General features: G+C 45.3%; 21 protein-coding genes, 1 rRNA gene and 1 pseudogene. 21 read left to right on the top strand and 2 right to left on the bottom strand.

Annotated features, from left to right (window positions below; translation table 11 throughout):
- The first annotated feature begins 5 nt into the window (after nucleotides 1-5).
- The 7 genes and pseudogenes from sufD to A3CY_RS0112070 form a co-directional block, all read left to right on the top strand.
- On the top strand, nucleotides 6-1367 hold the full coding sequence (gene sufD / locus A3CY_RS0112100) for a Fe-S cluster assembly protein SufD (protein WP_018338190.1): 1362 nt from the start codon (nucleotides 6-8) through the stop codon (nucleotides 1365-1367).
- 3 nt (nucleotides 1368-1370) lie between these two features.
- Nucleotides 1371-2591 carry a cysteine desulfurase gene (locus tag A3CY_RS0112095; RefSeq protein ID WP_018338189.1) on the top strand — a complete coding sequence of 407 codons (1221 nt, stop codon included), beginning with the start codon at nucleotides 1371-1373 and terminating at the stop codon, nucleotides 2589-2591.
- Between the two features lie 5 nt (nucleotides 2592-2596).
- Complete coding sequence (locus tag A3CY_RS0112090; RefSeq protein ID WP_018338188.1) at nucleotides 2597-3013, top strand: SufE family protein; 417 nt, start codon at nucleotides 2597-2599, stop codon at nucleotides 3011-3013.
- 6 nt (nucleotides 3014-3019) lie between these two features.
- Entirely contained in the window at nucleotides 3020-3334 is a 315-nt protein-coding gene (locus tag A3CY_RS0112085) for a metal-sulfur cluster assembly factor (protein ID WP_018338187.1), read from the top strand.
- Nucleotides 3331-4248 carry a tRNA epoxyqueuosine(34) reductase QueG gene (gene queG, locus A3CY_RS0112080; protein ID WP_018338186.1) on the top strand — a complete coding sequence of 306 codons (918 nt, stop codon included), beginning with the start codon at nucleotides 3331-3333 and terminating at the stop codon, nucleotides 4246-4248. Before A3CY_RS0112085 ends, queG begins: the two co-directional genes overlap by 4 nt.
- A gap of 118 nt (nucleotides 4249-4366) precedes the next feature.
- A complete protein-coding gene (locus A3CY_RS0112075; RefSeq protein WP_018338185.1) occupies nucleotides 4367-4702 on the top strand; it encodes a hypothetical protein in 336 nt (111 codons plus the stop codon).
- Nucleotides 4699-4851 (top strand): annotated as a pseudogene (locus tag A3CY_RS0112070) (nucleotidyl transferase AbiEii/AbiGii toxin family protein); the annotation flags it as partial. The gene A3CY_RS0112075 and the pseudogene A3CY_RS0112070, both read left to right, overlap by 4 nt.
- Nucleotides 4852-4967: 116 nt before the next feature.
- Here the strand turns inward: A3CY_RS0112070 and A3CY_RS0112065 are convergent.
- Nucleotides 4968-5540: an RNA polymerase sigma-70 factor gene (locus A3CY_RS0112065; RefSeq protein WP_155828314.1), complete on the bottom strand. Its 573-nt coding sequence runs from the start codon at nucleotides 5538-5540 to the stop codon at nucleotides 4968-4970.
- Between the two features lie 58 nt (nucleotides 5541-5598).
- Nucleotides 5599-6630 (bottom strand): PDDEXK nuclease domain-containing protein, encoded by a 1032-nt coding sequence (locus A3CY_RS0112060; protein ID WP_018338182.1) that lies wholly within the window; start codon nucleotides 6628-6630, stop codon nucleotides 5599-5601.
- A 123-nt stretch (nucleotides 6631-6753) separates the two neighbouring features.
- Here A3CY_RS0112060 and A3CY_RS20960 point away from each other — a divergent pair, with 123 nt between their 5' ends.
- From A3CY_RS20960 to A3CY_RS0111990, 14 genes are all read left to right on the top strand, one after another.
- Complete coding sequence (locus tag A3CY_RS20960) at nucleotides 6754-7836, top strand: FecR family protein (protein WP_018338181.1); 1083 nt, start codon at nucleotides 6754-6756, stop codon at nucleotides 7834-7836.
- 153 nt (nucleotides 7837-7989) lie between these two features.
- Complete coding sequence (locus A3CY_RS0112050; protein ID WP_240388155.1) at nucleotides 7990-11469, top strand: SusC/RagA family TonB-linked outer membrane protein; 3480 nt, start codon at nucleotides 7990-7992, stop codon at nucleotides 11467-11469.
- Nucleotides 11470-11473: 4 nt separating this feature from the next.
- Nucleotides 11474-13177 (top strand): RagB/SusD family nutrient uptake outer membrane protein, encoded by a 1704-nt coding sequence (locus A3CY_RS0112045; RefSeq protein ID WP_018338179.1) that lies wholly within the window; start codon nucleotides 11474-11476, stop codon nucleotides 13175-13177.
- Between the two features lie 2 nt (nucleotides 13178-13179).
- The gene (locus tag A3CY_RS20955; protein WP_018338178.1) at nucleotides 13180-13854 is read left to right on the top strand and encodes a fasciclin domain-containing protein; all 675 of its coding nucleotides are present in this window, start codon (nucleotides 13180-13182) and stop codon (nucleotides 13852-13854) included.
- A 17-nt stretch (nucleotides 13855-13871) separates the two neighbouring features.
- On the top strand, nucleotides 13872-14312 hold the full coding sequence (locus tag A3CY_RS0112035) for a hypothetical protein (protein ID WP_018338177.1): 441 nt from the start codon (nucleotides 13872-13874) through the stop codon (nucleotides 14310-14312).
- Between the two features lie 403 nt (nucleotides 14313-14715).
- A complete protein-coding gene (locus A3CY_RS20950) occupies nucleotides 14716-15066 on the top strand; it encodes a LytR/AlgR family response regulator transcription factor (protein ID WP_018338176.1) in 351 nt (116 codons plus the stop codon).
- Nucleotides 15067-15241: 175 nt separating this feature from the next.
- Nucleotides 15242-15391 carry a hypothetical protein gene (locus A3CY_RS22970; protein WP_018338175.1) on the top strand — a complete coding sequence of 50 codons (150 nt, stop codon included), beginning with the start codon at nucleotides 15242-15244 and terminating at the stop codon, nucleotides 15389-15391.
- Between the two features lie 59 nt (nucleotides 15392-15450).
- Nucleotides 15451-15714 (top strand): hypothetical protein, encoded by a 264-nt coding sequence (locus A3CY_RS20945; RefSeq protein ID WP_018338174.1) that lies wholly within the window; start codon nucleotides 15451-15453, stop codon nucleotides 15712-15714.
- Nucleotides 15714-16340 carry a DUF6266 family protein gene (locus A3CY_RS0112020; protein ID WP_018338173.1) on the top strand — a complete coding sequence of 209 codons (627 nt, stop codon included), beginning with the start codon at nucleotides 15714-15716 and terminating at the stop codon, nucleotides 16338-16340. The genes A3CY_RS20945 and A3CY_RS0112020 overlap by 1 nt, the downstream gene beginning before the upstream one ends.
- Entirely contained in the window at nucleotides 16337-16723 is a 387-nt protein-coding gene (locus A3CY_RS0112015) for a 3TM-type holin (RefSeq protein WP_018338172.1), read from the top strand. The genes A3CY_RS0112020 and A3CY_RS0112015 overlap by 4 nt, the downstream gene beginning before the upstream one ends.
- Nucleotides 16724-16738: 15 nt before the next feature.
- On the top strand, nucleotides 16739-17344 hold the full coding sequence (locus A3CY_RS0112010; protein ID WP_018338171.1) for an N-acetylmuramoyl-L-alanine amidase: 606 nt from the start codon (nucleotides 16739-16741) through the stop codon (nucleotides 17342-17344).
- A gap of 33 nt (nucleotides 17345-17377) precedes the next feature.
- The gene (locus A3CY_RS0112005) at nucleotides 17378-18016 is read left to right on the top strand and encodes a DUF6266 family protein (protein WP_018338170.1); all 639 of its coding nucleotides are present in this window, start codon (nucleotides 17378-17380) and stop codon (nucleotides 18014-18016) included.
- Nucleotides 18017-18122: 106 nt separating this feature from the next.
- Complete coding sequence (locus A3CY_RS0112000; RefSeq protein WP_018338169.1) at nucleotides 18123-19259, top strand: AAA family ATPase; 1137 nt, start codon at nucleotides 18123-18125, stop codon at nucleotides 19257-19259.
- A gap of 486 nt (nucleotides 19260-19745) precedes the next feature.
- Nucleotides 19746-20025, top strand: a 16S ribosomal RNA gene (locus tag A3CY_RS0111990); the annotation flags it as partial.

Raw genomic sequence — 20025 nt, 5'->3', positions numbered from 1 at the left:
AGACAATGGAGAGATTAGAGAAAATAAATAACGATTTCGCCACTCTTTTCCGGGAGGGACAACAGTTGTTGCGGGAGGATTGCGGCGACGTGATGAACCGCTGCCGGGAGGAGGCATTCGGGCGTTTCATGGCGTTGGGTGGTGTCCCGTACAAGACGGAAGATTACCTGTACGCGGACACGTTGCCCGTTTTCGATCGGGATTACAAGGTGGTGTTGAAGCATATCAAGCAAGGGGTAGATTTGAACGAATTGTTTAAATGTCATGTCCCGAACTTGGAAACCGATCTGTTGTTGACGATCAACGGGTGGTTCGTGCGTGAGAATGTCGTACCCGAGATGCCGGAAGGGGTGATTATTTGCAGCTTGGCAGAGGCGAGCGTGAAGTACAAGGAGATTTTCGAGCAACATTATAATCAATATACGCACCCGGCGGATACGGATGGGCTGGTGGCTCTGAACACGGCTTTCGCGCAGGACGGGGTGTTCGTGTATGTCCCCGATAACGTGGTGATGGAACGTCCGTTGCAGGTGGTGAACCTGATGCGGGCAAATGCTGACCTGATGTCTTTCCAGCGGAACATGGTGATCTTGGGACGTAATGCCAAGGCGACGATCCTGGTGTGCGACCATACGTTGTCGGACGATGCGTTCCTGTCGAATAATGCGACGGAAATCGTGGTCGGGGAGAATTCCGCGTTCGAATATTATCACGTGCAGAACCAACATATAGAGGCATCGCAGATCAACAGCGTGTTCGTTTCACAGAAACGGGATTCGCGTTACGATGCGAACGTGATCTCGCTCTACGGCGGGTTTATACGCAACAATTTGTTTGCCGCCTTGACCGAGGAAGGATGCGAATGTAATTTGTACGGTATGTATTTGTCGGACAAGAAGCAACAGGTGGATAATTTTACTTTTATCGACCATATAGCACCGCGTTGCACGAGTAACCAGCATTTCAAAGGGGTATTGGATGATGCCGCATTGGCGAATTTTGCGGGGCGGATTGTTGTTCGACCGGATGCCCAGAAGACGGAGGCTTACCAGGCAAACAACAATTTGTTGTTGACGGATACGGCACAGGTGAACACGAAGCCGCAGCTGGTGATCGACGCCGACGACGTGAAGTGCAGCCATGGGGCAACCGTGGGACAGATTGACGAGGAAGCCATGTTCTACTTGCGTACGCGGGGTATCGGGGAGGCGGAAGCCCGGTTGATGATGATGTTCGGGTTTGCCCACGAGATTGTCGGACGGGTGAAGTTGGAACCCCTTCGTGCGGAGATCGATGATTTGGTGGATAAACGTTTAAGAGGAGAATTAACGAAGTGCCACAATTGCGTGATGCACTGTAAGAAATAAATTATGTTCGATGTAAGTCAAATCAGGAAGGATTTTCCGATACTCGAGGAAAAGATATACGGAAAGCCGTTAGTTTACCTGGATAACGGGGCAACCACCCAGCGTCCGCTGACCGTGGTCGATAAAATGACGGAGTATTACTTGCGTTATAATTCTAACGTGCATCGCGGGGTGCATTATTTGAGTAATAAATGCACGGACGCGAACGAGGAGGCTCGGGAGATCGTGAGAAAATTTATCGGAGCGGCATCCGCGGAGGAGATTATCTTTACCCGGGGAACGACGGAGAGCATCAATTTGGTGGCGCATTCTTTCGGAGAGGCTTTCATTCATGAGGGGGACGAGATTGTCGTGACGGAAATGGAGCACCACGCGAATATCGTGCCGTGGCAGATGTTGTGCGAACGCAAGAAAGCCGTGTTGAAGGTTGTGCCTTTCAACGACAAGGGAGAGTTGGATATGGAGGCATTCGGCAAGTTGATGAATGAGCGGGTGAAGCTGGTCGGCGTGGCTTACGTGTCGAACGTGTTGGGAACGGTCAATCCCGTGAAACAAATTATTGATGCCGCCCACGTTTTCGGTGCGTATGTGCTGGTTGACGGGGCGCAGGCGATACAACATATACCGGTGGATATGCAGGCGTTGGACTGCGACTTTTTCGCTTTTTCCGGTCATAAGATTTACGGACCCACGGGGGTAGGCGTGTTATATGGGAAGAAGAGCTTGTTGGAGCAGATGCCGCCGTGGCAAGGCGGGGGCGAGATGATTAAGGAGGTTCGTTTCGAGAAGACGACTTATAACGAGTTGCCTTTTAAATTCGAGGCGGGGACTCCTGATTTTATCGGTGTGATCGGTTTGGGCGAGGCGTTGGAATACGTGAATCGGATCGGTCGGGAGGAGATTGCGCGTTACGAGCACGAGTTGTTGGGGTATGCGATGGAGCAGATTCGTGCGATACCCGGTATCATCCTGTACGGGGATGCAGCGGAAAAGTCTTCCGTGATTTCTTTCGGGATCGAGGGCATCCATCCTTTTGACTTGGGGACGTTACTGGATAAGATGGGAATTGCGATCCGCACGGGACAGCTTTGTGCCGAACCGGTGATGCAACATTTCGGGGTGAACGCGATGGCTCGTGCGTCGCTTGCCATGTATAATACCCGGGAAGAGATAGATGTCTTCTGTGCCGGGTTGAAGAAGATTGAACAGATTTTCAAAATGTAGGAGAAATGACTATAAAAGAAATTCAAGATCAAATCGTGGAGGAGTTTTCCATGTATGACGATTGGATGGATAAATATGCTTACCTGATCGAAATCGGTAATGGCTTGGAGGCTATGGACGAGGCGCACAAGACGGAAGATAACCTGATTAAAGGTTGCCAGTCACGGGTGTGGTTCCATGCCGAACTGAAAGATGGGAAGTTGTATTTCGAGGCTGACAGTGACGCGATTATCACGAAAGGAATTGCCGGATTGTTGATTCGGGTGTTTTCCGGCCAGGCGCCTCACGACATCGTGAACGCGAATCTGGATTTTATCGATACCATCGGGTTGACGCAACATTTGTCGCCCACGCGGTCGAACGGGTTGCTGTCTATGGTGAAACAAATCAAGTATTATGCCTTGGCTTACGAGGGAAAATGATGTGATATGGGAAAAAGTTTAATGGAAGATTTGGTGATCGAGAAGTTGTCGACCGTGTACGATCCGGAGGTTCCGGTGAATATATGGGAGTTGGGACTCGTTTACGGTATCGAGTTCCCGAAACAGAATGAGGTGATCATCACGATGACCCTCACGGCTCCGGGATGCCCGATTGCCGACCAGATCGTGCAGGAGGTGCACGACGTGGTATTGACGATTGACGGGATTGACGAGGCTACAGTGAACTTGACTTTCGAGCCCGCCTGGACTCCGGAAAGAATGAGCGAGGTGGCGAAGTTGGAGCTCGGGTTCGGGATATGAACCTTATAAACCTCTCCGTTGCCGCCCGGCGATTGGGATTCGATGCTTGCGGGGTGGCTCCGGTCGATGTGTTGACCGGGGAGAAAGAGGCGCTGCTTCGTTGGATAGAAAAAGGGTTCCACGCGGGGATGGGGTACATGGCAAGAAATGTGGAGAAGCGGGAGAACCCCGCTTTACTTGTTGAAGGAGCCCGTTCCGTGATCGTGACATTGACGAATTATTATACTCCTCGGCAACAGGAGAAGAGTGTACCTGTTGTTGCCCGTTACGCCTACGGGAAAGATTATCATATTGTATTGAAAGAGCGATTGTTCCGGTTGTTGGCTTTTTTGAAGGAGATGTCCGGGCGGGACGTTCGGGGCAGATGTTTCGTGGATTCCGCCCCGGTATTCGAGCACGAGTGGGCTCGCCGTGCCGGATTGGGATGGATCGGACGCAATACCTTGCTTGTCAATCCCCGCTTGGGATCGTATTGTTTTATCGGGGTAATTATATCAGACCTGGAATTTTCTAGCTATTCCCAGCCGGAGGAACGTGATTTTTGCGGGACGTGCCGTCGTTGCGTGGAGGCTTGTCCCACGGGGGCTTTATCCCCTCACGAGGTGAATGCCAATCTTTGTATCTCGTATAATACCATCGAGCAGAAAGGTGAAATTCCGTTGGCGGTAAAGGAAAAGATGGGACAACGCTTTTTCGGGTGTGACGCCTGTCAGGAAGCGTGCCCGTGGAATGGGAAAGCGGTTCTGCATCATGTCGGCGAATTTCAGCCTAACGAGTGGTTGATGCGTATGAACCGGGAGGATTGGCTGGAATTGGATGAAGCTACTTTTGAAACCCGTTTCAAGGATTCTCCGCTTTCACGTCCCGGGTTGGAACAGATTAAACGGAATTTATCGCAGCCGCCATTACTGTAACCACGATACAACAGCGTAAAATAGTAGAAGTGCACGTGATGGAGGGTAAATTTCTTTTGAAGAATTTGTTTCTGAATCGGAATCTGGCTAAATTTGTATATCTATAATAATTATTGATATGGCAGTAGCAGATGCAATAAAGCAGGATTTGTTGGAAAAATTGAAACACGAACATTGTTTTTGGTCATTCAATGAGGACTCGATTAAAAATATTCCGGATAATATTTTAATCGAAAAGACTTTGCTGCATCTTGATCTGGACGATATTAAACAATTATTTCAAGTTTATCCTTTCGCTAGGATAAAGAAAGTTTGGTTGGAGAGTCTTGTACCGCAAGGAGATTATCTTTATACTTTAAACCGTTTTTTAGCGTGGTATTATTTTAAGGTAAAGAAACCTGATGTCTATCTTAAATCAATGGAAACTCGTCACTTTAATAAATTGATACAATGAAAGGATTAGCCCCTCGTACTGGAGAAATTTTTGAATCGGTTTCAAGGCTTGAGTGTATAAAGCCTTATATTCTTGTAGGGGGAACTGCTTTGTCTTTGCAGATAGGAACCCGGCAAAGTGAAGATCTGGATTTTATGAGGTGGCGTACATTTTTCGTGTCACCCAAAATTGAAGTTCGTGTCTTTTAGAGAAAATTTAAGGAAAAGACAAGAATCAGGAACAGATTGATTGGACTTTTAATTCGTACAAGGAGATGTTCAATGTATTACATCTGCAATAACCAAGCCAGACACGCTATGGTCAGGTAATCTGCCAGTTCAACCCGGAGTTTACGGAGGGCGATTTCGATATGTTTTTCTACCGTTCGTGGAGAAAGTTGTAATTCTTCGGCAATCTCTGCCACATTTTTATTGTCAAAACGGTTCATGATAAAAATTTTCTGGCATTGGGGAGCAAGTTTGCGAATGGCTTTTTCTATGTGTTCCCGCAATTCGGCTTCCACGTAATATTCCCACGTGAGCATTCCGGTAATATCCCCGTTTTGGAAAATGTTTTCCTGGTAGTTATTGCGTACTTTCAATTGTGCCAGATAATTGAGGGATCGGTTGCGCACGGACGTGAACAAGTACGCTTTGATGCCTTCCATGCGTAGCATCTCTTGTTTTTCCCACATGTGGGTAAACACATCACACACGATGTCCTCGGCTGCGGTAGTATCGCCCGTGAGATAGGCGGCATAAGCTACCAATCCGGAATAGTACGTGTTGAATAAGGATTCAAACAAATCAATATTCCGGCTGAATGGCATTGAAGGGGTATGTTGTTTTGGATGCTTCATTTTATATCCACGTTGTCCGGACAAAGATAGGATATATCTTTTGAAGGATCAAAATGAATTATTTCTTTTTCCTTGATTTCTTAATCTCATCAGTAACTAGTACTTGCAATTTGTTCTTTGGTATTAGGTATTGGTATTCGGCAACTCCTATTGGTTTGTGAATATCTTGCAAAGCTAACTCGACATCTAAATGGTCTTTTTCTGCACATAGGATAATGCCAATGGAAGGATTTTCATCAGGAGCTTTTTCTAACTTATCCAATAATGACAAATAGAAATTCATTTTGCCGACATACTCGGGTTTAAACTCTCCTATCTTTAATTCAATTGCTACCATAGATCGAAGATGGCGATGAAAAAATAATAAATCCACACGGTATTCCTTATTATTGTATTCCAATATATGTTGATTGCCGATGAAACTGAATCCGTTACCTAATTCCATAATAAAGGTTGTAATCTTCTTGATAAGTCGGCGTTCCAATGCCAACTCTTTTAAAGGCTCGACCGCATCGATAAATCCTAAATTATAATTGTTTCGAAATACCTCATTGGCATATTCCGCTTGTTTGGCAGGTAATGTCGTGCTGAAATTATTTGATTTCTCGTCAGTCTGTATTGCAAGATGATAGTTTGATTTCAACGCATGGCGTAACATATCGCGTGACCACCCTTTGGAAAACACTTCATTGGCATAGAACACGACATATTCTTCTGATAAATCATAATTCATTAGAAGCAAATTATGACCCCACGGCAAAAGTGCAACAGCTTGTTGCACTTTTTTATCGCACTGATAATATTGAAGATAGAAACGTTTCATGTTCCAAAGATTTCTTGTCGATAGTCCCATTGTCGGGAATTTTGATTTCAAATCTACAGATAATTGTTTGACAACGCTATCGCCATACTTGCTATCAAGTTTACGCTCCTCTAACAATTTGCCAATCACCCAATATGATGATATGGTAATTGTGTTTATTTGTTTTGCTATCTGTAAGCGTGAAGACTCGATTACTGCTACAGCTTGTTGCAGTAATTCATAATACTCCTCTTCTCTGAAATGTTTTGATGTGGTTAAATCTGTCATACTCCCAATTTACGTTTTCTGGACCTAAACAAAGATATAAAAGATTTTTGAATTTTTTTCCCAAATTAGATTACGTGTATTTCCATGTTGAACTGTTTTATACATGTAAAAGATGAAAAACATATGGAAAAAGACGAACATGATATTGTGGTTCCGGGAGTGGAACAAGCGAAATTGGACGAGGCTATCCATGTATTGAAGCGGATGGAGGCGGTGGATAAAAAGAAGGGGTACGATCGGCTCGTGAAACCTTTGCGGCAACGGGAAAGGCGGTTACGGGCGTGGCGGCGGATAGCGGCGTGTGCGGCGGTTGTATTCCCGTTGGCAATCGGGTCTTTGTGGATGAGTAAAACTCCGTCGGCCGAGATCCTGCCACTTGTGAAAGCGGATTCCATCGTCCCCGGGAGCAACAAGGCCCGGTTGATACTGGCGGATAAAAGCGAGATCGTTTTGGATACCGTGGTCGTGCGTGATATCGTGGAACTAGCCGGGGTGTCCGTGCGGAAAGAGGGGGATGGGGTAATTTACGAATCTCGGCAACAAACCAGGGAAGACAAGATCGTTTACAACGAACTGGTCGTTCCCCGTGGTGGGGAATACGATGTTATTCTGGAGGACGGGACCCATGTCTGGTTGAACGCAGAGTCAAGATTGAAATACCCGGCGGTGTTTGCCGGGAAGGAACGCCGGGTTTACCTGGAAGGCGAGGCGTATTTCGATGTGGCGAGAGATACGGCGAAACCTTTTTTCGTGGAAACCCGGGAACAAAGTGTGCGGGTGCTGGGAACCGCTTTTAATGTCTGTGCCTACGCGGGGGAAAGTGTGAATTACGCCACTCTTGTCCGGGGACGGGTACTCGTGGAGGATAAGCAAACGGGTGTGAACCGGGTATTGCGTCCGGGGGAGCAGGTGTGCTTGAACGTGTCGGACGGCGAAGCGGTTGTGCGTGAAGTGGATGTGCGGAAAGAGATTGCCTGGAAAGACGGATTGTTCGTGTTTAACGGGCAAACGCTGGAACAGATCATGGGCAAGTTAGCCCGTTGGTACAATATCACGGTCTTCTACCAGAACGCGGAGGCGAAAGAGATGCTCTTCAAGGGAAATCTGCCTCGCTATAGTGATTTCCGTACCGTACTGGAGGTACTGGAAAAGAGTAGTGATGTCAAATTTACAATACGTGACCGGTTGGTCGTGATAAGTATATAAAAAAACAAGAGGAATCTGCTAAATTCCTCTCGTGTAGTCAACCATCTGCTGCTAACAGATGAATGTCGAATTTAAAATTTAAACAAAGGTATGAAAAAAAAGCAAGACTATGTCTTTTCCCCGCGGGGGAAATGGCGAAAAATTTTGTTGATTATGAAATTGAAATTATTCATTTTACTATGTTGCGTTCAGACGGTGAATGCAACCGCTTTCTCGCAAGAGCAGAAATTGAATGTCGCCTTCGATAACGAACTTCTCGTGAAGGTAATTGATTATCTGCAAGATCAGACAGGATTGCAATTCTTTTATTTAGATAAAAGCGTGTCTGCTTCCGATCGGGTATCGGTGAAAATGAAACAAGCCACATTGCCGGAAATACTGGATAAAGTGTTGAAGGGTAATGGATATGGTTATGAAATTTTGGATGGAGTGGTCATTATTAAGCCAATGAAGGGGAATGAGCCGGAGAAAAAGTCGGTGAGAGTGAAAGGATTCGTGTATGATATGGCAAAGCAGCCCATGCCGGGAGTAACCGTGAAGGTTGTGGGGGTCGCAGTGGGAACGTCTACGAATGCTAAGGGATGGTTTGTCATGGACTTGCCTTTGCAGAAGGGAGCGTTGGAATTTTCTTTTATCGGTTTCAAGAAAGAACAAGTGGAATTTACTGAAAAGACAGATACTCTCCGAATCGTTATGGAGGAAGACGTTTCGGATTTGGATGAGGTCGTGGTACGTGCGTACGGTACACAGAATAAGCGGGAAATGATTTCAGCCATATCTTCAGTGAAAGCAGAGGAAATGAAGGAATTGCCGGCTGCTAGTATCGTGAGTATGTTGCAAGGACGATTGGCTGGGGTGAACATCGTGAACCAGTCCGGGGCTCCGGGGAGTGCGGCAATGGTGGCTATTCGGGGATATAACTCGTTGTTCACTGATTTGGCAGACGGTAAAGTAACGGATGCTGCCGGGAATAATGGTCAACCGTTGTACGTGGTGGACGGGGTGCCTATGTTCTCCTTCGTATCTCCCGTGACAGGATCGAATGCATTGGCTGATTTGGATCCGAGTATGATCGAGTCTGTGGAGGTATTGAAAGATGCGGCAGCCGCTTCTATTTACGGGTCGCGAGCCGGCAACGGAGTGATACTGATTACCACGAAAAAAGGTAAAGAGGGAACCTCTTCTTTTGCGGCTAATGTTTCTTATACTATTTCGGATTTGATGGAAACTTCCGTGCAAACAGGAGGGCGTATGGAGCGTTGGATGGCTATAATTTTTAAACGAAATCAGGTTAGCAGATATTCTGAACGAATTCCTGGTACTTATAATTACAATTATTATATTCCCACGTCATATACAGATGAAGATGCTTTCCAAAAATATGGAACGTATGATGCATTCTGGAAATCTGGAGAGGACTACATAAATATTGAAAAACCTTTACAAGATAGTTTAAATCCCTTTTATAATAACTGTACAAATTGGTGGAATTATGCTTTCCGTACGGGAAAAGTGTTAAATGCAAACATTCAGGCTTCCGGGGGAAACCAGAAATTTCAGTATATGGTAGGAGCTGGATTTTACAAAGAAAAGGGTATCATGTTGAATAGTAATTACTCTCGAGTGAATTTGATTTCCAACATGACGGTGAAGCCGATCGAGGAGTTACAAGTGGATTCTCGAGTTTATTTGGCCTATATGGATAGAAGTGTGAATGTAAATGGAATGCATAATGGTCGTTATGAAGGTATGACGGTCAATCCGAGAGGGCAATCCACGTTAGAATCGGCAGAAGGGATTGTGGGAGATAAATGGTTGGAAATGATGAACGGAACGGTGACGCGGTCTGATGACTATCGTTTGATGGCAGGTCTTACGCTTCGTTACGAACCGCTTAAGGGATTGACTTTCTCGGCAAATGCCAACGTGGATTATGCGCAAAGTAACATGAATCAGTTTACCCCAAGTTATTTAAGTTCGCTCACGGGAGAGAATCAATCCTCCGGAATGATAAGTCGTTCAGTGGCTTTGAGCACGGAAGAGTTGATGAATTACAAAAAGTCATTTAATGAACGTCATAATTTAGACCTTTTACTAGGATTCAACGCAATGAAGAATCAAACATTCGACATTAGTGGTTGGGGTAAGGGTATGGCTACGGATAATATTTATTATTATAATTCAAAAAGTAATCCGGAGACCGTAGATTACGGAAATGCCAATAACCCGAATGTACATTCGTTACGTAATTATGATTCTTCTTTTAAAGAGAAAACTTTAATAAGTTTCTTTTGTCGTTTGGGCTATAACTACAATTATCGTTATCTTTTAGAGTTTACGTTTCGTCGTGATGGGTCTTCTACCTTTGGAGAGAATAATAAGTGGGCGAATTTTCCCTCTATTGCCGTGGGGTGGAATTTTGCGGAAGAATCTTTTATCAAGAATTGGATCGGTCATTGGATGAATCGCGGTAAGGTGCGTGTCTCGTACGGAACTTCTGGTCAGATTTTCGGTAACGAGTATTTAGCTTATGGTTTATTGACCAATGCAGATGGAGTAAATTTCAATGGGAATGCCGGGATGGCTGCTGCCGATGGAATCAGTCCCGATCTGACCTGGGAGAAATCAAAACAATACGATTTGGGGTTGGATATCGATCTGTTAGAATCGCGTGTTCAAATGAAATTGGATTACTATTATAAATATTCATCTTCTTTGATTTATGCTGTTCCGGCTCCGGGAGATATGTATGGTTATTTGGAGTACATACAGAATGCAATGGAGGTAAGTAATGAAGGTCTCGAATTAGAATTGACCTATGAGGCTTTGCGCAATACCGCTGTAACTTGGCGGACGAAGTTGAACGCTTCCCGAAACTGGAACCGTTTCGAGAAATCGTATGATAATCGGGATAAGGCACAATTAGTGATTGGTCAATCATTGTATCAAATCTACGTGTATGATGATGATGGTTACTATACCTCGGAGAATGAGGTGCCTACCTATTACAAAACCACGGGAGAAAAGACGTATTTGGGAGGAATCTCCACCAATAAAGGTGTCAGCGGTTTGGTGGGTACGCAGAAATTGAGAGATCTGGATAGCGATGGAAATATTAACTATGCATTAAAGGATCGCTATCCTGCGGCTTCCCCGCTGCCTTTGGTATATGGAGGTTGGGTAAATGAAATACGTTGGAAAAATTTGGATTTGAATATTTTATTCAATTACACGCTTGGTCGCCATATCGTCAATCAAAATAGAGCTACGCTTTCGTCGGGAGGAACGTTGTATTTGGATTATCGGGACATTCGCTTTTATGGGCAAAGTGAGAACCCCAATTACCCGCGCTTAGGAACCGAATATAACATTAACGTACGTTCGGCTATAGAGAAAGTGAATCATGTTAGTTTGAAACAAATCACGTTGGGATACGATTTCCCGAAGAAATGGTTTACGGGTAGGTGGAAGTTTTCGGGAGCGCGCCTATTCGTGACAGGGGAAAATCTTTTTTATTTGAGTAATTATTCAGGCTTGAATCCCGAGGTGGTGGATGTGTACACGGGACAAGACACGGGACAAGCTTATCCACTGCCGAGAAAATGGACATTTGGTATAACTTTAAAATTATAATTTCATGAATATAAAACATATCATAAATGGACTCTTGTTCGCCGGGGCATTGATGTTCTCGGGATGTTCTGATTTTATCACTGTGGAGCCGGAGAATGATATAACTTTCAAAAGTTATTTCAACACGGTGAAAGATGCTGAAGCATTATTGAATACCGTTATGAATGACATAAGAACCGTAGGATGTGGTAGTACGTTTGCTTATGCGGGATGGATCGTGGATACGGTTCAAGATCAATGGGTGGATGATGCTCGTCAATTAGAAGTAGATGATAATCCCACGAACTGGAAAGGTTTGTATGATATTATCAAGAATGCGAATGTGATAATAGACAATATTCATCGTTTCCCGGAGACGGTGGATGCTGTTCCCTATTTGTTACAGGCGTATTTTGCCAAAGCGTATGTGTATTTTAGAATAGCACAAAGGTGGGGGGAATGTCCAATTATTAAAAGTACCTCTGACACGGAAGCGAAAGGGAAGAGTTCGATTCCTGAAGTGTTGGAATATACTACGGAATGTGCGTTGAAGGCGTTGGATTTGCCGGTATTTTCAGAATTGAAAGATGGTAATGGAGAAGCACGTACTCTGAAGCAATATGCGAGTAAAGGGGCTGCTGCCGCATTATTGGCACACATCTATGCCTGGCGGGCTGAAATCGAGAACCGTCCGGAGTATTGGGCGGAAGCTGAGAAATATTGTACGATGATTATTGATGGAAAAGCTGGATACTATACGTTGGCAGCTGATCCGGAAGCAGTGGCTCTAAACGTGATGCATCGAGATGATCCTGAAAGCATTTACGAAATGTATCGAACTCCCAAGGAAACTTCTACAATGAATAGTGCTGGCAACGTGTATGTCGGGGCTGATTTCGTGAAATTTCCTGTACGAGAGGATATGCCAGTGGATGATTCGTGGGACTATTCGGTTAAGATATATAAATCTACCGTTCGAAAAATGTTTCGTCCGGAAGATAAAAGACGGGATGCTTGGTTCTGGGGCGTAACTGCGGATTCTATCTATATCGTTTATAACAAAGCTACACTGAAGACAACCCCGGTTTACACGCAAAAAGTAGATGACAAAATTATTTGTAAAAAGTGGGATGGAACTGCTCATGCGAGTGTTGATAAACCGGTTTTGTTGGAAGAGGGTGATTCAATAGTGGAAAATGCCCGTTACGGGGCAGATGAACTTAAACATGCATTCGTGTCAAAAATTCGTTACCCGTATTTTGAAGAATATAAATATTCTACGTCTGGAATACAATTTAGATCATGGGATCAAAATAAGGTGGTTTGGCGTTTGGCAGATATTTATTTGCTTCGTGCGGAAGTGCGTGCCCGTCAAGATGCTAGATCTTCTGGGGCAATTGCTGATTTGAATTGTATTCGGGAGAGGGCTTATGGAAACTCCCAATTTAATTACCCTTGTGCCGATGATGTGGAAAAAGGGTTGGATAAGGATTTGCGATTGGCCATCTTCCGGGAACGAGAGAAAGAATTAATGTTTGAGGATCATCGTTATCTTGATGTGGTGCGTAACGGTCGTGATTATGTGCGGAAGGAACTTCCCCAGGCATTTAGTTACTTGACAGACAAAGATATTGATGATGGTGCGCTTTATTTACAAGTGGGGCGTATGGCTTTTGAAAGCAATGAGTTGATGAGACAAAATGTTTATTGGAATAGAAGAAAACAATAATTATGAAACGAAATTTTTATACGCTGATAGCCATGCTGACTTGCGTGGGGCTAGTAATGGGGTGTACGAAAGATAATTTCATCGCCACGGGTGTGAGCGATGGTCGACATGATTGTAGTCTTTTGGAATATATGATGAAACACTCGTACGATTGGGATTCTACAGTGGTAATGGTGCGTCATGCGGAATTGACTTCGCTGTTCGAAAATAACGAATTGGATGGTCATAAATACGAGGGCTTGACGTTCTTTGGTCCCACAAATCATTCGATTCGCCGTTATTTAATGGAGCAAAAAAAAGCACAGGTGACGGATTTGGACCCGAATATGTGTCGTACTCTTTTGTTACGCTGCATGATAGGCAAAAAATATTATATGGATGATTTTAAAGCTGGGGAGCATACCACGGGCTACGTGATCGTGGGAGAAGGGGGAGATCGATACACGACGTTGGCTGGGACTGAATGTTGGATCTATACGGTTGCTGCGAATTACAACGGAGTGCCATACATGGGTGCCAAATCAATTTATATCAAAATGTTGGATGTGATTAATCAAAATAAAATGGAAATCGCTTCCGGTAATATAGAACCCAACGGTTGTGTGGTTCATGCGTTAGAGTATAAGTTTACCATTGATGATTGGTTGAAAAGAGGAGAGACATTGATAAAGAAGTAATAATTAAAGAAGAAAGAATGATGAAAACAAAAGATTTGTTATTACTGATAGGAATATTGTTCGTTTGCATCACGGGGTGTCAGGATATAACGGAAGGTTATTTGGAAGTCGATGAGGCTTCGTATACGCCAGACACGTTGTATGTTTACAAAACTCTGGATCCCGTGAATGATGCCGTGCGAATCCGAGAAGATGCGCCGTGGGTAAGTTTGGCGATAGAGGGTGTACTCGGGACTGCGCAAATTCATTATAGCGTAGAAAACGTGACTGCACCCGAACTGGGAGAAGCTGCCGCAAAAATTGTAAAAGACGAGTTGACCATTCGTGGAGGTGGAATTATGCAGTACCCATTGAAAAATCAAGCTCAACCCGGTACGTATAAGGTTTCTGTTCGAGTGACGAATCCTGGTTACAGTAAAGTGATACAAGATGCAATGACGATTATTGTGAAGGACTAAATCTGATTCACGAATTTTCGATTTGGCTTATTATTCTTTATTTATAAACTAGTTCGAGAATAAAATTCTGTTGGAAGGATTATCGTTTTCGTTTGTCTGATAACGAGGGTGGTCGCTAGGTTGTTGAAGATGTTTTAGTTTATATCGTGAGGGATAAATAAAATTTTATTATAGAAAGGAGTTTTTACGATAAAGTGAATTTTAATATTTGAAAAGGTCGGGTGATGTGACTCTCGTTCGCGTGCTTTCGAGATTACGTCACCCTCTTTTTATGATTGATTCTTTCTATAAACGATAGACTTTCCGGAATAAGCATTTTATGGCACCTAGTACTTGATAATCATGGAAAAAGACTCCTCCCGGGGACGAGGAACGCATCAACCGTGAAAAATACTGCGGGATAATGGATTTTAAAAAAGATCGGATTTTCGTTTGGGATAAAGATGCCTATTGTAGGATTTTTTATTCGGAAATCACGTGGCTGGAAGCCAGCCGTAATTATTGTTGCATCCACTTGCTCGATCATTCTAAAATACTCGTGGCGAATCCGTTGCAGACGTTTGAAAACACGCTTCCTGGGGATCGTTTTAAGCGAGTACACCGTGGTCACATGATTAACCTGGAGCACGTGGACCGTCTACGGGGAAACACGATTTATATCGGCAAACTGGAAATCCCGCTGGGGCAACCTTACCGGGAGCGTTTTCTCGCCTGTTTCGATTTCTTGGGAAGCGTGAAGGGCTTGCACAAGTGACGGAAGGAGGTGTGGTGCGACACACCTCGATATGGTAGACTAAGATAACGTGCTGATTACAACTCACCAACGATACGTTCTAGATTGTATCTGAATCCGTATCTGTAGTAATATTCATCTTTAAGGAAAATGACTTCGAACATAGTAGAATGAAAATTGTTTTTTAAAAGAAGGAATGGATCATAATTTGAGATATTTCTCGAATGTAAACACAAGCGTTTTTTTGCGGCGGTTATTTTCATGGCGGCGAAATTTGCTTGTCGCAAATGAAGCGTTCGGTCAGTTGAAAGAGGCAATGGATCAGTTGATGCGGCGAACGGGATAAAATAGTTGTATTGAGGGTTATACTAGTTTACTTTTGTCGTGTAATCAAAATTAAACGATATGGATTTATTATTTGAAACGGTTCGGGAGCGAGAGGGCTTCCCGGGAAGAACAAGGCGAAAGCGGGTCGAGAAAAGGGTGAGGACGGGCTATAACTCCAGTACAACACTTACACGTCGGCTGGATAACACCTGGCGGGACAATTGTGGTAGGGTTGTTATCGAAATCGTGTTCCCGTGGAGAGGCTCCATCCTTCCCTTTTGCCGGGCTGACCGCGGCGGGAAGCGGGTAAAAACAATTTATTCACTTAAAAATGTAGGGTGATGGCAGAAGTATGCAGTATTTTCAAGGTTAAGGGGCGAATAGGCAACACGATTTTTAGCGAGCGGAACGGCAAGACTTACGCCCGGTCAATGCCGGCGGCGGTGAAAAACCCGAACACGGAGAAGCAGCAGGCGGTCCGCAACCGCTTCCGGGTGGCTGTCCGATTTTACCAGCGATTGAAGGAAACGCCCCTGGAAAAGGTGTGGCAACGTTCAGGGAGAAACGTGAAACTCACGGGTTTTGCCCTGTTCATGAGGGTGAATTTGAGGATGTTCGACCACCGGGGAAAAATCGTCGATTACGAGGGGCTACGCTTGTCGACGGGGAACCGGGACGGAGAGTACGATTTGTCGGCTTCCGTGGACGAGCGGGATCGGGTTACCCTTCGTTGGGCGGAGTCGGTCGATAGTGCGTACCTGGACCAGGATGACCGCTTGATGGTCGTGCTGTTGCATGACGACCGCGCTTTCTCGCCGGAGGTGGTCGAGGAGGTGCAAACCACGCGGGGGGATAGGACGGCGACTTTCGCGTTGCACCGGAAAAAAGGGGTGCCGGTACACGTGTATTGCTTTTTCGTGTCGCCCTCGTTTTCCGCGTTCTCGGACTCTCAACATTTATTGGTATGAGCGAGGGGGTGAAACCGGTAACGGGTATCGCGGGAGCCATCGGGAAGGTGGTGGACCGCCTGACGCTCCCGTCACGGGAGAAAAAGAGATTGGAAACGGATTTGCTCCGGCTCATCGCCGAGAGCGAGCGGCAACGCCTGGAAGGGCAGGCTGCCGTGATCGGGGAGGAAGCCCGGGGCAACTGGCTGCAACGCTCGTGGCGACCGCTCGTGATGTTGACGTTTGCCGTGATTATTCTCGCCGGAACGTTTACCAGCCTGCCGATCCTGGCGGAAACTTCTCGCTTCTGGGATTTGCTGGAAATCGGTTTGGGCGGCTACGTGGTGGGAAGGAGCGGCGAAAAGGTCGCGGGAACGATTTTGAAATTGATGGTCAGGAAATAATTTTAATTTTTTATCATGGATATTTTAAATCATCGTCTAGTGGACTGCCAGGCGGTTCACCTGACTTGCTCGAAGAATACCCGGGCACTCGAAAAGCCGGACACGATTGTTCTGCATTACACGGCGGGCAGAAGTGTTTTATCCTCCGCGTTTTATCTTTGTCGTCCGGACGTGGCGGCATCCGCTCATCTCGTGATCGGGCGTGCCGGGGAGATCATTCAACTCGTCCCGTTCAATATTGAGGCGTGGCATGCCGGGCGGAGTTTTTACCGGGGACGGGTGGAGTTCAATCATTTCTCGATCGGCGTGGAACTCGATAATCTCGGGCGATTGCGGCGCGACGGGATGCGTTTCTTCGCCGAGTGTGGCGTGGAGGTGATGCCTTCGGACGTTTACGCGGATGACTCGGGCGGAAAAATCAGCTACTGGCACAAGTACACGGACAGGCAAGTGCGCACCTTGCGTGACGTGTGCCGGATGTTGGCAAGGGAGTATTCGATAGCCCATGTCCTGTGCCATTCCGATATCACTCCCCGAAAGATCGACCCGGGACCGGCGTTGGAAGGGGCGCTCCGGGAGATCGGGTACTTAAACATACAATCGCTAATTTCAAATCTTTAATTTTCAATTTTCAACTTTTAATTTTCAATTATCATGGCAGAATTTAATTCTTATTTGTTAGGAAAAGCGAAAAGATCGGTGGGTAACATCACGTTGTGTTACACGAGAAGAAAGAATATCGCCAAGGCGAAGGTGTTTTCCCGCAAGGATAACCCGACGCCGGAGATCCTTGACCAGCGGGCGAGGATGAAAGCCCTCGTGTCCTTGTCACAAAGGATGATACCCGTGATCCGGAAAGGGTTCGCGGGTATCGGGCACGGGACGACCTCGAACGCGTTCGTGGCGCGAAACATGGGAGCGGTTATCGTGGACGAGAAACACGCGGGAACGGTAGATTTTGACTTGTTGAAGGTGGCGGCGGGGATGCTTTACCCGCCCAAGGTGGCGGTCGCGTATAACGCGGAGAGCCAGAAATACGTCTTCGAGCAGGAGATGCAAGAGGAGGAAGATGGATTCGCCTTGCAGGATGATAAGGTGTACGGGGTGCTTTACGAGACGGAGCTGGAGCGGACGAGGCTAGTCACCTTGCGGGATCGAGGCGAAAGTGGTAGCACGACTTACGCGTTACCGGAGGACTGGAATAACGAGAACGTGAAGGCGTATTGCTTCGCCACGTCGAAAAACGGGCGACAAGCCTCGGATAGTAGAGCCTTGACGATAGGGGAATCCTAAATTGATGAGATATTTTAGACTATCTGTTTTAGATTATCTAAAATAGATAGTCTAAAACAGATAGTGAAAAGATATTTTTCATACCTTTGTCAAAAATGAAATCGGTATGAAAGGAGTAAAGAATCCATTTTTGGTAAAGGGGTACCTGACAAAAGAGCTGTTTTGTAACCGGGAAAAGGAGCTTGAGGTGTTATACGAAAATGTATCTAATGGAATAGATACCACGTTAATATCTCCCCGGCGTATTGGAAAAACGGGATTGATATTACGTTTCTTTGATTATTTGAAAGAAAAAAAATGGGGAGAGAGCGTGTACGTGGATATATACGCTTCCCGGGGGTTGGAAGATTTTATTCGCATGTTGGCTGAAGCTATTTTATTGAAATTTCCTGAAAAGACAAGTATCGGGAAACGGTTTATGCATTTTTTGAAAGGGTTGCGTCCCTTGATCGGGTATGATGCGTTGACGGGCGAGCCTCAAGTGCAAATTGTGTACCATACGCCACAAGAGAGAGAAAACACGTTGAAGGGGCTTTTGGATTTTTTGGACATGCAAAACGTGCCGATAGTTTTGGCTATTGATGAATTTCAGCAGATAGCGGAATACCCGGAGAAGAACATGGAAGCCTTGCTACGGACTTGCATGCAGCAACTCAACAATATCCGTTTTATTTTTAGTGGTAGTCGGAGAACTCTTATGCTGGAAATGTTCTCGAGCGCGAATAGACCCTTTTTTGCCAGTACACAGTATTTGACCGTGGATAAAATAGATCGGGAAGTGTATGCCTCCTTTATAATTCATTTGTTTGAAAACTATGGCAAGGAGATTGAACGGGAAGCCGTTTATGAAATATTGGATTGGAGTAATGTACATACCTTTTACACGCAGAGTTTGTGTAATCGGGTGTTTGCCATGGATGAATTTCCCGTAACCGCGGAACACGTGAGGATGGCTTGTTCTGATTTGTTGGAACGTAACGAGCCCGCTTTTCTACAATATCGTCAATTGTTGACACCTATACAATGGAATTTTTTGATAGCCGTGGCTAAAGAGCGGGAGGTGAGGCAAATTTCCGCGCAAGGTTTTGTCGGGAAATACAATATTGGAACTCCGGCAAATGCCCGAAGATTAGTGAAAGCATTGGTTGATAAAGAATTGTTGCTGGAATCAGTGGATAAGAAGGGGATTGTTTATCGGGTTTATGACGTGTTTTTGTCCCGTTGGCTGGAACGGGAGTATTAATCCATGTCGATACTTTGAGGTTTTTTGGGGCGTGTCGTGTTATTTTTAAATATTTGTTTTCTAGTGTCTTGTAAAAAAGTTCAAAAAAAGGTGGTAAAAAATTTGGAAAAGGTGATTTTCTGCTATTATCTTTGCACCCGCAAAACCGAAAGGGGCGCGAGTGATAGAAGATGTCGAGTGGCGGTTTTAGCGGAGTTCTCGAGATGTTTGAAGAGGTAAATCGAGGGGTGGAATTTATTATTAACGATCCCGCTCGAAAAAAGTTTGAAAAAAACTTTGGAAAAGATTTGGAAGGGAAGGGAAAAACGATTTATCTTTGCATCCGCTTTCGCCACTAGAAATGGCGGCAGTGAAGACGAGAAAAAGAAGAGTTCTTTAACAATATTGACGTGAAAAAGAAACAACGTAGCGAGCGTGAATCGACCGACGCGATGTCGGGATTCATACACATGACCCTGCCAGATATAAATTTCTGAATAATATTTTACAATGAAGAGTTTGATCCTGGCTCAGGATGAACGCTAGCGACAGGCTTAACACATGCAAGTCGAGGGGCAGCATGAGGTAGCAATACCTTGATGGCGACCGGCGCACGGGTGAGTAACACGTGTGCAACCAACCTCGTGCCGGGAGATAACCCGCGGAAACGTGGACTAACATCCCATGGGACTTTTTGGTCGCATGACCAAAATTTTAAAAGTAATGGCACGAGACGGGCACGCGCGGCATTAGGTAGTTGGCGGGGTAACGGCCCACCAAGCCGACG

Origin of the sequence: Butyricimonas synergistica DSM 23225 (assembly GCF_000379665.1) — a bacterium.
GTDB lineage: Bacteria > Bacteroidota > Bacteroidia > Bacteroidales > Marinifilaceae > Butyricimonas > Butyricimonas synergistica.
The sequence above is the reverse complement of the archived record's forward strand: the minus strand, read 5'-3'. Positions and strand labels throughout refer to the sequence as shown.